Below are 12,820 nucleotides of genomic sequence, written 5' to 3' on the forward strand. Positions count from 1 at the left end.
ATGTTCGACGACCGCAGCCCGATCTACCGGCAGATCGCCGAGCAGATCAAGGCCGATGTGCTCCGTGGCGTGCTGAAGGACGACGAGCAGGTGATGTCCACGACCCAGTACGCGACGTTCTACCGGATCAACCCGGCGACCGCGGCCAAGGCGTTCCAGCAGCTCGTCGACGACGGCGTGATCTACAAGCGCCGCGGCGTCGGGATGTTCGTCAGTCCTGGCGCCCAACGGCAGCTGCGCGAACAGCGGCGCGAGCGGTTCTTCGCCGACGTGCTGGAGCCGATGATCGCCGAGGCCCGCGCCCTGGAGATCCCGGTCGCCGATCTCGTGGCCCGCATCCAGCAGTCGGCCGACCCGGGGGAGGACCGATGACGCTTTCGATCCAGACATCCGCCCTGCAGGTGCGATACGGCGACACCGTCGCCCTGCACGGCCTCGACCTCGATCTGCCCGGCGGCAAGATTTACGGGCTGCTCGGGCGCAACGGCGCCGGCAAGACCACCCTGCTGACCGCGCTCGCCGGGTTCCGCAAGCCCTCCGGCGGCACGGTCCACGTCGGCGGTGAACCGGTCTTCGAGAACCGGGCCGTCACCACCCGGATCTGCCTGATCGGCGAGAACAGCGGCGTGGGCGACAACACCGACAAACTCCCCGACATCCTGGACATGGCCCGGATGCTGCGCCCCGGCTGGGACGGCAAGTATGCCGAGGAGCTGATGGAACGCTTCGCGCTGCCGCGCAACAAGACGCTCGGCGCGCTGTCGCGCGGCCAGCGCTCGGCTTTCGGCGTGGTCGTCGGGCTGGCCTCACGCGCCCCGGTGACCATGTTCGACGAGGCTCACCTGGGCATGGACGCGCCCACCCGGCGGCTGTTCACCGACGAGCTGCTGCGCGACTACCTGGCGAACCCGCGCACCTTCCTGCTCTCCACGCACCTGATCGAGGAGCAGAGCCCGGTCTTCGAGCAGGTTCTGATCATGCACGAGGGGCGGTTGCAGCTGCACGAGGACGTCGACGACCTGCGTGCGCGCGGGGTGTCGGTGACCGGGCCGGCCGAGGTCGTCGACGACTTCGTGTTCGGCCTGACCGTGCTCGGCGAGGAACGCCTCGGCCCCACCAAGCGGGTCATGGTCTACGGGACGCTCGGTGACGACAGTCTGCGTGCCGCCCGCACCCACGGGCTCGAGCTCGGCCCGGTCGCCCTGCAGGACCTGTTCATCCATCTGACCGGAGGTGTCTCGTGAGCCGCTGGCCGATCGCCCGGTACCTGTTCAGCACCCACCTGCCGTTCCTGCTGTTCATCCTGCTCGGCTTCTACGGGGCCTGCGCGGTGCTGCTGACCGTGGTCGCATTGTTGACCGACATCCGGATCAGCACCGTCGACGTGGGCGGGCAGGTGCTGATCTGGCTCGCCCTGGGTTACGGCACCAGCTTCACCGGCGTGCTCGGCACGACGCTGGTGCACGGGCGGACCCGGCGCGAGTTCCTGCTGCAGTACCCGGCGTTCATCGTGGCCCTCGCGACGTCGGCGGCCGCGCTGATCACCCTGGTCTACGCGGGTGAGGCCGCCGTCTACCGGGCGTTCGACTGGCCGCAGAAGCTGCAGGACAGCCGGATCTTCGACTCGGCGACCGACTCTCCGGCGATCTTCGTGGCCTATCTGAGCGTTCTGCTGACCTGGCTCGTCGCCGGCGCGGTGCTCGGCGCCGCCTTCTACCGGTGGGAGGCGGGCGGGATCGTCATGGTGCCGTTCGCCGCCGCCGCGGTGCTGGTCACCGGCGGGTTCAACGGCTTCTTCGGCCTCGTGCCGGCCCTGCGCGCCGACACCGACAACCTCGGCGTGATCCTGGCGGTCACCGCCGTCGCCGTCGCGGCGTTGTGGGGGCTGCTGTTCGGCATGGTGCGCGACATCTCGCTGCGGGCCAGGGCCGCCTAGAGTCTCCCGGGTGACCGGACGTGTGTTGATCACTGGTGGAAGCGGCTACCTCGGCCGCCGCGTCGTCTCCCGCGCGGCGGCCGCCGGCTGGGAGGCGGTCGGCGCGTCGCTGACGCACGACGTTCGCCTGGACATCCGCGATCCGGCGGACGTGCGGCGGGTGGTCGCGGCGGTGCGGCCGGACGCGATCATCCACACGGCCGCGGGCCGCGACCGCAATGATTGGCCGGCCACGGCGGACGGTGCGGCCAACGTCGCGGTCGCTGCGGCAATTGCGGGGGTACGCCTGGTGCACGTCTCCAGCGACGCGATCTTCTCCGGGCGCGCGGGGGAGTACGACGAGGAAGCCCTCCCCGACCCGGTGTACGCGTACGGCGCCGCCAAAGCAGCCGCCGAGACCGCGGTCAAGGCCGTGCTGCCGTCCGCGGCCGTGGTCCGGACCTCGCTGATCCTCGGCGACGGCCACGGCGCCCACGAGGTGCTGACCCGGGACCTGATCGCGGGCCGGGCGCGGGGCGCGTTGTTCACCGACGAGGTCCGCAAGCCGGTGCACGTCGACGACCTGGCCGACGCGCTCGTCGAGCTGGCCGGCAGTTCCTACCGCGGGGTGCTCAACGTGGCCGGCGCCGACGCGATCAGCCGTTATGACCTGGGTCTCCTGGTGGCGCGCCGCGACGGCCTCGACCCGGGCGCCGTCCCGTCCACCAGCCTCGCCGCGCTCGGGCTGTCCCGGCCACCTGACCTGCGCCTGGTCACCGACCGGGCGGCCGCCGTCCTCGCTGTCCGGCTGCGCGGGGCCCACGAGTTCATGCGGCGAAAACCGGTGTCGCCGGCCGGCGGCGCTGCCGATACTGGGCGCCGTGAACAGTGAACGCACGATCCGGGTGACCGTCCGCGGATCCTTCGACAACCTCAGCGACGCGCAGAAGGCCGAGTTGATCGCGGCCGGTGACCGGCACGCCGACATCCTCGCGGTGGAGTACACCGAGGAGGGCCATCTCACCTACGACCTGGCGGCGCGGCCGTTCTTCACCTTCCGCTTCGCCGAGCAGGTCGCTGAGGAGAAGGACATTCCGAAGGTCACCGCCCGGTCGGAGGCCAAGGCGGCGGCGTGGATGACCGCACGCGGTTATGGCTTCAAGCGGATCACCTCGCAGACCGTGGACATGTCCGAGGTGCCGCTGGGGCCGCGTGGCCGCCGCCGTTCCTAGCGCTCCTCGATCGCACCGAACTGAATGCCGCCAACCACCGGTTGGCGGCATCGTCGTTCATTGTGGCCGCCCGGCGCCCTCGATCGTGTCCCGGAAATCGGGGTTGAGCCGTCCCTTGGGGCAGGGCCTAGCGTGACCGCCATGAGCAACGCGGAGCGGGAGCAGGCGCTATCCGAGCGGGAAATCGGTGACGGTGGTCCACGGGCTGCCGGTCTCGGGCCGCCCCACCAGCAGGTGGACGGTGCTCACCCAGGAGCGGATCGGCAGGTGCCGCGTCACCTCGGTGGCGGCCGCCGCCAGCTCCGGCGGGGAGTGGCTGTGACCGATCGTCAGGTGGGGCACCACCTCGGCGAACTCGCCGCCGTAAGGCTGGGCGCGCGGAAACCGGGCGGCGATGCGGTGGGTGAGCTCGCGGAACGGTTCGGCCGGCGTGGGCGAGAGCCATGCGACACGGTCGCCGAACCACCCGACCGTGTCGAAGACGGCCAGGAAGCGGGGCACGCCGGCCGCGACGTTGCGGACGGCGGCGAGGACCCGTGGGGTGAGTTCGTGCGGCGGCAGGAACGGGTGCAGGACGGTGACGTGGGCGGGGATGCCCGACGAGCGGTCCAGGCGTTCGCGGATGGCGGCGACCGCGGGCTCGGCCTCCGGGATCAGGACGGCGAGGGTGCTCAGCGTCGGCTCCACCGCCGCAGTATTCCCGACTCGGGATGACGACGCACCGACGAGATCGACAACCCTCCACATCTTGTTGGCGGGACCTTGCATAGGTCGGTTGACGATATATAGCGGGCGGCGTACGGTCAGCGCATGCTTTTTCGGGGAGTGACGACATGACGGCGGCGGAGTGGCCGCGGGTGGATCCGGGGCTGGAACGGGCTTATCAGCGGCTGCTGCGGGCCTACCCGCGGTCATACCGGCAGCGGCACGGGGCGGAGATGGTGACCACGCTGCTGGAGATGGCCGAGCCGGGGCAGCGCCGGCCCGCGGCCGGCGAGGTCTGGCATCTGGTGGCCAGCGGCATCCGGCAACGGTTCCGGCTGCCGGCCGGGCGGCCCCTGGTCTGGGTGGCGGCGGTGTTCGCGCTGCTGATCGGCGGCGGGCTGGGCGCGGCGGCGGGATCGTGGGCCGCCGAGAAGACGTTCGCCGAGCTGCCGAGCGAGCCGCAGGTGCGGGCGCTGCTGGCCGATCTGGTTCCGGCGCAGACCCCCGACACCACGGTGTTCGACGACGAGGGCAGCCCCTGGTTCGGCGTCACGATCCTGGGCGACACGATGGTGAGCGGGCTCGACGGCTGGGATCCGGAGCAGGCCCGGCAGCACCTGGTGGCCCAGGGCTGGCAGGTGGGCCCGACCCGCGCTCTGGACAGCAGCGCGATGGCGTTGGAGGAGGACGACCGCAGCGTCGAGCTGGCGGTCGAGGGCACCGAGTTCCGGGCGGAGCATGACGGGGTGTCGCTGAGCGTGGCAGGCAACCTGACCGAACGGACCGGCAGCGTCAGCATCCAGCTGTGGCCGACCGGCAACGCGAGCATGCTGCCGCTGGTCGTGGCCGGCACGCTCGCCGGGATGGCCGGCGGATGGCTGGTCGTGGCCGCGGCGGCACGCCGGCTGCTGCGCGCCGGGACCGCGCAACGGGGGGTGGCCGTTGCGCTGGCGGCGGCCGCTGTGGTGGTGCTGGCGTTGCCGGTGGCGGCGTTCTACGGCAACGTGATCCGTGTCTTCCGGACCACGGGCAACGGCGACCTGGTCTACACCGTGCACAGCGCGCTGTCGCCGGGGGCGTACTGGCCGTTCGGGCCCGGCTGGCTCAATCTGGCGCTGTTCGGGGCGGGCATGGTGCTGGCCGTGAGTGCGCTGCTGGTGGGTGTGAAGCGGCCCGCCGTGGCCGCCGAGACCCGGCCCGTGACGAGTTGAGAGGCTGAGGACATGCAGGAGCCGACGTTTCTCATCCTCACCGCGCTGGCGTCACAGCCGCTGCACGGCTACGGCATCGTCCAATCGGTTGTCGACCTGTCCGGCGGTGAGGTGAAGCTACGACCCGGCACTCTGTACGGGGCGCTGGACCGGCTCACCGAGCAGGGGCTGATCGAGGTGGAACGGGAGGAGGCGGTCGAGGGGCGGCTACGCCGGTACTACCGGCTCAGCGACAGCGGGGCGGCGGCGCTGGGCGTCGAGGTGGACCGGCTGCGCAGACGGGCGACGGCCGCGGAGGAACAGCTGCGGCATCGGCCGGGCACGGTGGCGGGGCTGTCGAGTGCGTGAGGCCTACCGCTGCGGGTTGATCAGCCGGTGGGTTCGCGGCGCGTGAGGCGCCGCGAACCCGCCGGACCGGTGATCAGAGTGCGCGCCCGGTGGCGCATCAGGCGGCAGCGGCGAGACGCTGGCCGTTGACGTCGGTGGCGCCGAGGCGGCTGTGCATGGTGCTGCGGGCGGCGATCTGCGCGGCGTAAGCGGCACGGCGCCGGGCGACACAGCCGTCCTTCGCGGTGGGCGCGGTGACCTGCTCCATGTGGGTGGTCAGACCGTCGCGCAGCAGGGCGAGGGCCTCGGTGCGCAGCTGCGAGACACGCGACTCGGTGACGCCCAGCTCGGCGGCGACCTCGGAGAGCGGGCGCTCCTGCAGGAACGAGGACTCGACGACGAAACGCAGGCGTTCCGGCAGCACGGTGACAGCGTCGTGCAGGTACCCAAGACGCTCGCGGTGCAGCAGCATCTCCTCCGGGTTCATCGAGACCTCGGTGACCAGGTCCTCGGCGGCGCCGGCGGAGAAACCCTGCAGCGACAGGACGGCGGCGCGCTGCACGTCGTCGTCGACGCTGCTCAGCTCGTTGACGGCGACACCGAGCAGCTCGGCCAGTTCCTCGGCGGTCGGGGTGCGCCCGAGCCGGCGGGTCAGTTCCTCGCGGGCGACGTCGGCGCGGCGGGCGCGGGCCCGGACCGAACGGCTGGCCCAGTCCATGCTGCGCAGCTCGTCGAGCAGCGCCCCGCGGACCCGCATCGCGGCGAACCGGCCGAACGGGATGCCGCGCTCGGGGTCGAACGACTGGGCCGCGGTGACCAGCGCGGCGTAACCGGCCGAGGCGAGGTCGTCGCGGTGCACGTGTGGCGGCACCTTGAACAGCATCTCGCGGACCATGTGGCCGACCAACGCCATGTTCTCGCGGATGTGCTGCTCCTGCTCGCGGGTGACGGTGGCGTTCGGCTGGACGGTCGTGGTCATCGTGTGATCCCCCCTGTGTCGGCTGACAGGGGGAACTTTTCGCTGCGTCGGGTGCAGGAAATGGGCACTCTTGGTTGCCGCTCGGTTGCATCGCGTATTTCTCCTCAAGTAGCCACAGCGGGCCGATTCAGGCCGGCGGTGGGCCACGGCAGCCCGGTGCCACGAGCCGGAACGGGCGGAATTCGGTTGCGGTGGGGGCGAGCCGGAACGGGCGGAATTCGGTTGCGGGGCACGGGTGGGCGCGAGAGAGTGGCCGGGACTTCGAGGAGGGCACGCGGGCGATGTGAGACAGACACCGTCAACGTTTCGCGTCGACCCCGGAGGTCTCCTTGCCGCATCTCAAAGCCGTCAACCTCGCCGCCGCGCACGACGGTGACCTGCTGTTCTCCGGTTTCGACCTGGTGCTCGGCGCCGGCGACCGGATCGGGGTGGTCGGGCCCAACGGCGCCGGCAAGAGCACCCTGCTGCGGGTGCTCGCCGGCGAGTTGAAACCGGTCGCCGGCCACGTCAGCGTGGCCGCCGGCACCCGGGTCGCGCATGTGCTCGACCGGCTGCCGGACAGCACTGTCGGTGACTTCCTCACCTCCGGGCTCGGCGAGCTCGCCGCGGTGACCGCCGGCCTGCGCCGCCTGGAGGAACAGATGGCCGCCGGGGACGACGTGCTCGCCGAGTACGGCGCGGTCCAGGAACGCTGGACGGCCCTGGAAGGCTGGAACGCCGAGACCCGGCTCACCGAAATCCGCCAGCGCCTGGGCATCGAGCACCTCGACGACGGCCTGCCGGTCGCCACGGTCAGCGGCGGTGAGCAGGCCCGGCTGCTGCTGGCTCGGGCCCTGCTGTCCGATCCTGATCTGCTGTTGCTCGACGAGCCGACCAACCACCTGGACGCCGAGGGCGCCGCCTGGCTGCGGGACTGGCTGCGCGACTTCCCCGGCGGGGTCCTCGCGGTCAGCCACGACCGGGCGTTCCTCGACGAGTTCGCCGCCCGCATCATCGAGCTGGACGGCATCGACGAGCAGCCGCAGGACTATCCGGGCGGCGGCTACACGGCGTTCCGCGCGGAGAAGCAGCGCCGCTGGGAGAAACTGCTGCTCGACTTCGAGGCGCAGGAGAAGGACCGGCTGCGCTGGGAAGCCGACATCGAGCGGACCAAGGGGTACGCGACCGGTGTCGAGAACACGGTCCGGTCCGGGGTGACCGCCCCGCACCTGCGCCGCGTCGCCCGGCTGGTGGCCCGCAAGGCGAAGGTCCGCGAGCGGCGGCTGCGCCGGCAGATGGCGTCGGTCCGGTGGATCGCCCAGCCGCGCACCCGGCCGCCGCTGACGCTCGCCTTCCCGGGCGACGACAGCGACACCACCGAGGTCGTGCTCAAGATTCGCGAGGAGCGGATCCTGGCCGGGCCGCGGGTGCTGCTCGAGCACGTCGACCTGGACGTGCACCGCGGCGACCGGATCCTGATCACCGGGCGCAACGGCTCCGGCAAGACCACCCTGCTGCGGGCCCTGCAGCGGCGGCACCCCGAGGTGGCGGTGCTGCCGCAGACCGACGAGGGGCTGCGGACGAAGACGTCGATGCTGGACTTCTTCCGGGCCCGGGTGCCGGTGTACGCCGACGACGCCGAGACGCTGCTGCGCGGGCACCAGTTCGAACCCGAGCAGTGGACCGCGCCGGTGCGTGACCTGTCCGCCGGGGAGCTGCGGCGGCTGCTGCTGGCCGTGGTCGTCAACACCGAGAAGCGGGTGCTGCTGCTCGACGAACCCACCAACTTCCTCGACTTCGAGGCCCTGGACGTGGTCGAGGAGGCGCTGCGCCGCTACCGGGGCACGCTGGTGATCGTCAGCCACGACCGGTACTTCGCCGACGCGGTGGGAACCACCCGCCGGTGGCATGTCGCGGACGGACAAGTGATCGAAAGCTGAGAGGATGACGGCATGTCCCTGGTGCCGCACCTCACCCGCGAACTGGCCGCCGGTGGGCCGGCGCAGCAGTTCACCGAGGCCTGGCTGGCGAACCGGCGGCTGTCCGCGCACACCCGCGAGGCGTACCGGCGCGATGTGACGTCATGGCTGGAGTGGTGCGCCGCCACGGGCCGCGATCCGTTGCAGGCGTCTTTTCTGGACGTCAACGCGTACGCCCGGAGTCTCGAAGCCCGGCCCCTCGCGGCCGCGACCGTGGCCCGCAAGCTCTCCGGCGTCTCCAGCTGGTACGACTTCCTGGTCAAGCTGCAGGCCGTCGCCGCCAACCCGGTCGGAGGCGCCGACCGGCCGCACGTCTCCCGCGACCACTCCTCGACCGTCGGGTTGTCGCCGGCGGAGGTGGACGCGCTGCTCGCCGCCGCCCGGCAGGCCACCGGCCCGGCCGCGGTCCGGCACCGTGCCGTGCTGGCGCTGCTCGCCGACCTGGGCCTGCGCGTCGGCGAGGTGGTCAGCCTGGACCTCGCCGACCTGGGCTGGGAGCGGAGGCACCGCACCGTCCGGTTCGTCGGCAAGGGCGGCCGGCCGCGCCGCCGGGCGCTGACTCCGGGCGCCGGCGCCGCCCTGGACGAATATCTGCGGATCCGGGGCACCGCCGACGGCCCGCTGTTCGTCACCACCACCGGCGCCCGGGTGGACCGGCACGCGGTGTTCCGGACGGTGCGGCGGCTGGCGAAGGAGGCCGGCATCGACGCCGCCGACCGGCTGTCGCCGCACTCGCTGCGGCACGCGTTCGCCACCACCGCCCGCGCCGAGGGGGTGCCCCTGGAGGACGTGCAGGACGCCATGGGACATGCCGATCCGCGCACCACACGCCGGTACGACCGTGACCGTCACAACCTGGATCGTGACCCCGCGTACACGATCGCGGCGGCCCGTGCCCGGCGTGAACCGGCCTGATTCACCCCCCTATGCTCATCAGCTGGCTAGGGAAAGCGGGCGTGCGTGGCAACGGAAATGAGCATTGTCGAAGCGGTCATCCTCGGGGCGGTCGAGGGTGTCACCGAGTTCCTCCCGGTGTCCAGCACCGGGCATCTGACCATCCTGGAGAAGCTGTTCGGGCACACCATCGACGACCCGGACATCACCGCCTTCACGGTCATCATCCAGTCCGGTGCGGTGCTCGCCACCATCCTGTTCCTGCGCAAGGACATCGCCCGCATCGTGCCGGCGTTCTTCCGCGGTCTGCTCAACAAGGAACAGCGTGAGCACGCCGACTTCCGGTTCGGCTTCGCGGTGCTGCTCGGCTCGATCCCGATCGTGATCGCCGCGCTGCTGTTCAAGGACCAGATCGAGACCACGCTGCGCAGCCTGTGGTTCGTGGCGGGCGCGCTGATCCTGTGGAGCGGTGTGATGGCGTTCGCCGACCACGCCGCCACCCAGGTCCGCAACGAGAAGGACGTGACCTGGAAAGACACGCTGATCATCGGCACCGTGCAGTGCATGGCGCTGATCCCGGGCATCTCCCGCTCGGGTGCGACGATGTCCGCCGGTCTGCTGCGTGACCTGGACCGGGTGACCGTCACGAAGCTGTCGTTCTTCCTGTCCATCCCGGCGCTCACCGGCGCCTCGGTGCTGCAGGGCGTCGGCGAGGCCGACCGGATCGCCAACGGGGTCGGCTGGACCAACACGATCGTGGCGACCGTGGTCAGCTTCGTGGTGGCGTACGCGTCGGTGAACTGGCTGCTCAAGTTCGTGGCGAAACACTCGTACAGCGTGTTCATCTTCTACCGCGTCGCGCTCGGCTCGCTGCTGCTGGTGCTGTTGGCGACGGGCGCGATCGAAGCGAAGTGACCGCTGCCGCGGAACGAGCGCTCGCCCATGTGCGGGCGCTGTTCCCGTCCGCTTCAGATCTCCCGGCGGACGTGGCGGTCACGGTCAACTTCCATCCGGACCGGCTGGTCGCCGACGGGCGCACGGTCGCCGAGCGCCTGGCCGCCGACGGCGTCTACCGCAGCCAGTTCGAGACCGGGATCTCCAACGGCGGGATCGGCGACTTCCGGGCCCGGTGGGAGCACCGGATGTTCGGCGGGGCCTACACGGGTACGGCGGGGCGGCCGCTCTACGGGGCGCTGAACCTGGCCGGGCATCCGGACGGCGCCGCACCCCGGTTCGGCAGCTGCCACCTGGTGCTGCGGCCGTCGGCGACGGCCCGGGCCACGTTCAGTCACGGCGACAGTGTCACGGAACCGGCCGTGGTCGGGACCGCTACGACGTTCGCCGCGGTGTGGGACGCGCTGCTGCAGGACGTGGCTCATACCGGATCCGCTCTCGCCGTCGCCGCCGGTTCCGTACCCGAATGGATCTCGTCGGTGTCGGAGCGCTCCGCGGCGTGCGCCGCCTGGCTGGCCGCCCCGGACGCCCCGGCGCCGACTTGCGGCCGGGCCATCGACTGGTACGTCGAAGCCCAGATCCACGGCGGCCTCACCCTGAGCGGCGACGTCGCGGCCGTCGTCGCCGACCCTTCCTTCCGGGGTACGACCACCGAAGCGTCCCTGCGCTCCCTCGGCGTCCCGGTGCGCTGGCATCGCGGATACGCCCTGCTCGCGGCCGCCTTCCCGGTCGTGCTGCGCGGCCCGGAGGTGCCGGCGTTCGCCCGGTTCGTCGCCGGTCGCTACGACCGCCGTGTCCTCGACGCCGAGGTGATCGGCCGGGCGGCCCGCTCAGCGGTCCGCTCCCCGGCGGCGTGGGCCCGCTTCGGCACTCAGGGCGAGGTGCTGCAACTGGTCAAGTACCTCTGGCACATCCTGGTGCTGCTCGGCTGAGATCCAGTTCACACCCGCAGCTGTCACGTCTCGCCGGGCGGGCTTGTCTTAGAGGGCGTAACCACCACAACGGTAGGAGCGCACCATGGACGCACGACTGAACCTGTTCGCCTCGCCGATCGCGAGCAAGTCCCTCAAGCACCTGACCGCGGCCGGCCGGGTGCTGGCCGAGTCCACGGTCCCGGCCACCACCCAGGAACTGGTGAAACTGCGGGCCAGCCAGATCAACGGCTGCGGGTTCTGCACCGACATGCACTTCAAGGAGGCCACCGCGGCCGGCGAGACCGCGGTCCGGCTCAACCTGGTGGCGGCATGGCGGGAGGCGACGGCGTTCACCGACGCCGAGCGGGCCGCGCTGGAACTCACCGAGCAGGGCACCCGGATCGCGGACGCGGCGGGCGGCGTCAGCGACGAGGCGTGGGCGAACGCCCGCAAGTACTACGACGAGGAGGAACTCGCGGCGCTGGTGGCCGGGATCGCCCTGATCAACGCGTTCAACCGGTTGAACGTGCTGGTGCGGCAGCCGGCCGGCGAGTATCGGGTCGGCATGTTCGGATGACCGCCGCCCGCTGGTGCCTCGACCGCCGAGCCTTCGCGGAGGAGTAGAACGTGCCCGACGAAACCGGATACCGGCCCCTGCTGTTCTCCATCGCCTACGGGATGACCGGCTCGGTGGGCGACGCCGAGGACATCGTGCAGGACGCGTTCCTCGGCGTCACCCGGGCCCGGCGGGCCGGCACCGCGATCACCGACCCGAAGGCCTACCTGACGACATCGGTGACCCGCCTCGGCATCAACCATCTGCGGTCGGCGCGGGTCAAACGGGAGACGTACGTGGGCAGCTGGCTGCCGGAACCGGTCGTGCTGCCGGCCGACGGCCGCGGCCCGGCCGAACACGCCGAGCTGGCCGACTCGCTGTCGATGGCGTTCCTGGTGATGCTGGAGACACTCACGCCGGTCGAGCGGGCGGTGTTCATGCTGCATGAGGTGTTCGGCTTCAGCCATGCCGAGGTCGCCCGGGTCATAGGCAAGACCGAGGTGAACAGCCGGCAAATCTTCGCCCGCGCCCGTCGGCGTATCGCCGCCGGCCGCCCGCCGGTGGTGGCCGCCGACCAGTCCGTCGCTCCGCCCACCGAACTGGAAGAGTCGTCCCGGCAGCCGGAAGAGTCGTCCCGGCCGGAGGCGCCGTCGCCCCCGGAGCGGGCCGCAACGCCCCGGAAAGCGGTCGCCGGGCAGTCCTCACCGGCTCGGCGAGCGGAGGGCAAGGAACTCGCCAAGCGCTTCTTCGACGCCGCCGCCGGCGGCGACCTGGATGCGCTGCTCGAGACCCTGGCACCCGACGTGATCAGTTACGGCGACGGTGGCGGGAAGGCCCCGGCGCTGGCCACCCCGCTCGCCGGACGGCAGCAGGTCGCCCGCTTCCTGATCGCGTTGTTCGGCAAGCTCGGCCCGGCCGGCTTCACCGCGGACCTGTCCTGGGTGAACGGCCACCCCGGCGCCGTGATCCGCGACGCCGAAGGCCGGGTGGCCAGCGTGACCGAGCTGGAGATCGTCGGCGGCGTCGTCCAGGCCGTCCGCGGCGTCGTCAACCCGGACAAGCTCTCCCACCTGGGTCCGGTAGCCGACCTCTCCGGCCAGACCTGACCTGGTGGTCCGCTGCCCGGACACCGACACGGGGCGGTGCCCGGGCAGCGCACAGGCGTCGGCAGGGCC

The 12,820-nt window shown here is 71.6% G+C and carries 15 protein-coding genes and 1 pseudogene; 14 read left to right on the forward strand and 2 right to left on the reverse strand.

Translation table 11 applies throughout. The annotated features are described in order from the left end of the window. The 5 genes from AC0NH5_RS26235 to AC0NH5_RS26255 are packed head-to-tail and all read left to right on the forward strand — an operon-like array spanning position 1 to position 3,147. A complete protein-coding gene (locus tag AC0NH5_RS26235; protein WP_474408626.1) occupies positions 1-372 on the forward strand; it encodes a GntR family transcriptional regulator in 372 nt (123 codons plus the stop codon). Continuing rightward, positions 369-1,244, forward strand: coding sequence for an ATP-binding cassette domain-containing protein (locus AC0NH5_RS26240; protein WP_474408629.1), 876 nt, complete (start codon positions 369-371; stop codon positions 1,242-1,244). Before AC0NH5_RS26235 ends, AC0NH5_RS26240 begins: the two co-directional genes overlap by 4 nt. Then, positions 1,241-1,936, forward strand: a complete 696-nt coding sequence (locus AC0NH5_RS26245) for a hypothetical protein (protein ID WP_474408631.1) — start codon at positions 1,241-1,243, stop codon at positions 1,934-1,936. Before AC0NH5_RS26240 ends, AC0NH5_RS26245 begins: the two co-directional genes overlap by 4 nt. Positions 1,937-1,946: 10 nt before the next feature. Continuing rightward, a complete protein-coding gene (locus tag AC0NH5_RS26250; RefSeq protein ID WP_474408633.1) occupies positions 1,947-2,807 on the forward strand; it encodes an SDR family oxidoreductase in 861 nt (286 codons plus the stop codon). Further along, the gene (locus AC0NH5_RS26255) at positions 2,797-3,147 is read left to right on the forward strand and encodes a DUF6204 family protein (RefSeq protein WP_474408635.1); all 351 of its coding nucleotides are present in this window, start codon (positions 2,797-2,799) and stop codon (positions 3,145-3,147) included. Before AC0NH5_RS26250 ends, AC0NH5_RS26255 begins: the two co-directional genes overlap by 11 nt. 168 nt (positions 3,148-3,315) lie before the next feature. Here AC0NH5_RS26255 and AC0NH5_RS26260 read toward each other — a convergent pair whose 3' ends face one another. Beyond that, positions 3,316-3,834 carry a 2'-5' RNA ligase family protein gene (locus AC0NH5_RS26260; protein WP_474408638.1) on the reverse strand — a complete coding sequence of 173 codons (519 nt, stop codon included), beginning with the start codon at positions 3,832-3,834 and terminating at the stop codon, positions 3,316-3,318. A gap of 146 nt (positions 3,835-3,980) precedes the next feature. On the opposite strand from AC0NH5_RS26260, the gene AC0NH5_RS26265 reads away from it, so the two are divergent. Continuing rightward, complete coding sequence (locus AC0NH5_RS26265) at positions 3,981-5,063, forward strand: hypothetical protein (protein ID WP_474408641.1); 1,083 nt, start codon at positions 3,981-3,983, stop codon at positions 5,061-5,063. 12 nt (positions 5,064-5,075) lie between these two features. Further along, on the forward strand, positions 5,076-5,411 hold the full coding sequence (locus AC0NH5_RS26270) for a PadR family transcriptional regulator (RefSeq protein ID WP_474408644.1): 336 nt from the start codon (positions 5,076-5,078) through the stop codon (positions 5,409-5,411). A gap of 97 nt (positions 5,412-5,508) precedes the next feature. On the opposite strand, the gene AC0NH5_RS26275 is transcribed toward AC0NH5_RS26270, so the two are convergent. Beyond that, on the reverse strand, positions 5,509-6,369 hold the full coding sequence (locus AC0NH5_RS26275; protein ID WP_474408647.1) for a sigma-70 family RNA polymerase sigma factor: 861 nt from the start codon (positions 6,367-6,369) through the stop codon (positions 5,509-5,511). 329 nt (positions 6,370-6,698) lie between these two features. Here AC0NH5_RS26275 and AC0NH5_RS26280 point away from each other — a divergent pair. The 7 genes and pseudogenes from AC0NH5_RS26280 to AC0NH5_RS26310 all read left to right on the forward strand — a co-directional run. Beyond that, a pseudogene (locus tag AC0NH5_RS26280) lies at positions 6,699-7,235 on the forward strand (ATP-binding cassette domain-containing protein); the annotation flags it as partial. Positions 7,236-7,643: 408 nt separating this feature from the next. Next, a complete protein-coding gene (locus AC0NH5_RS26285) occupies positions 7,644-8,288 on the forward strand; it encodes an ATP-binding cassette domain-containing protein (protein WP_474408937.1) in 645 nt (214 codons plus the stop codon). Positions 8,289-8,300: 12 nt separating this feature from the next. After that, the gene (locus AC0NH5_RS26290) at positions 8,301-9,242 is read left to right on the forward strand and encodes a tyrosine-type recombinase/integrase (RefSeq protein WP_474408649.1); all 942 of its coding nucleotides are present in this window, start codon (positions 8,301-8,303) and stop codon (positions 9,240-9,242) included. A 57-nt stretch (positions 9,243-9,299) separates the two neighbouring features. Beyond that, complete coding sequence (locus AC0NH5_RS26295) at positions 9,300-10,136, forward strand: undecaprenyl-diphosphate phosphatase (RefSeq protein ID WP_474408652.1); 837 nt, start codon at positions 9,300-9,302, stop codon at positions 10,134-10,136. Next, complete coding sequence (locus AC0NH5_RS26300) at positions 10,133-11,107, forward strand: DUF3626 domain-containing protein (protein WP_474408655.1); 975 nt, start codon at positions 10,133-10,135, stop codon at positions 11,105-11,107. Before AC0NH5_RS26295 ends, AC0NH5_RS26300 begins: the two co-directional genes overlap by 4 nt. An 85-nt stretch (positions 11,108-11,192) precedes the next feature. Then, positions 11,193-11,666: a carboxymuconolactone decarboxylase family protein gene (locus tag AC0NH5_RS26305; RefSeq protein WP_474408658.1), complete on the forward strand. Its 474-nt coding sequence runs from the start codon at positions 11,193-11,195 to the stop codon at positions 11,664-11,666. A 50-nt stretch (positions 11,667-11,716) separates the two neighbouring features. After that, entirely contained in the window at positions 11,717-12,751 is a 1,035-nt protein-coding gene (locus AC0NH5_RS26310; RefSeq protein WP_474408661.1) for a sigma-70 family RNA polymerase sigma factor, read from the forward strand. The last annotated feature ends 69 nt before the right edge of the window (positions 12,752-12,820 follow it).

The sequence above is a fragment of the Actinoplanes sp. 13 genome, assembly GCF_056134165.1.

Coding starts and splice junctions, on each gene's coding strand:
- AC0NH5_RS26235 (WP_474408626.1), top strand. CDS start 1: ATGTTCGACGACCGCAGCCCGATCTACCGGCAGATCGCCGAGCAGATC.
- AC0NH5_RS26240 (WP_474408629.1), top strand. CDS start 369: ATGACGCTTTCGATCCAGACATCCGCCCTGCAGGTGCGATACGGCGAC.
- AC0NH5_RS26265 (WP_474408641.1), top strand. CDS start 3,981: ATGACGGCGGCGGAGTGGCCGCGGGTGGATCCGGGGCTGGAACGGGCT.
- AC0NH5_RS26270 (WP_474408644.1), top strand. CDS start 5,076: ATGCAGGAGCCGACGTTTCTCATCCTCACCGCGCTGGCGTCACAGCCG.
- AC0NH5_RS26275 (WP_474408647.1), bottom strand. CDS start 6,369: ATGACCACGACCGTCCAGCCGAACGCCACCGTCACCCGCGAGCAGGAG.
- AC0NH5_RS26285 (WP_474408937.1), top strand. CDS start 7,644: ATGGCGTCGGTCCGGTGGATCGCCCAGCCGCGCACCCGGCCGCCGCTG.
- AC0NH5_RS26290 (WP_474408649.1), top strand. CDS start 8,301: ATGTCCCTGGTGCCGCACCTCACCCGCGAACTGGCCGCCGGTGGGCCG.
- AC0NH5_RS26295 (WP_474408652.1), top strand. CDS start 9,300: ATGAGCATTGTCGAAGCGGTCATCCTCGGGGCGGTCGAGGGTGTCACC.
- AC0NH5_RS26305 (WP_474408658.1), top strand. CDS start 11,193: ATGGACGCACGACTGAACCTGTTCGCCTCGCCGATCGCGAGCAAGTCC.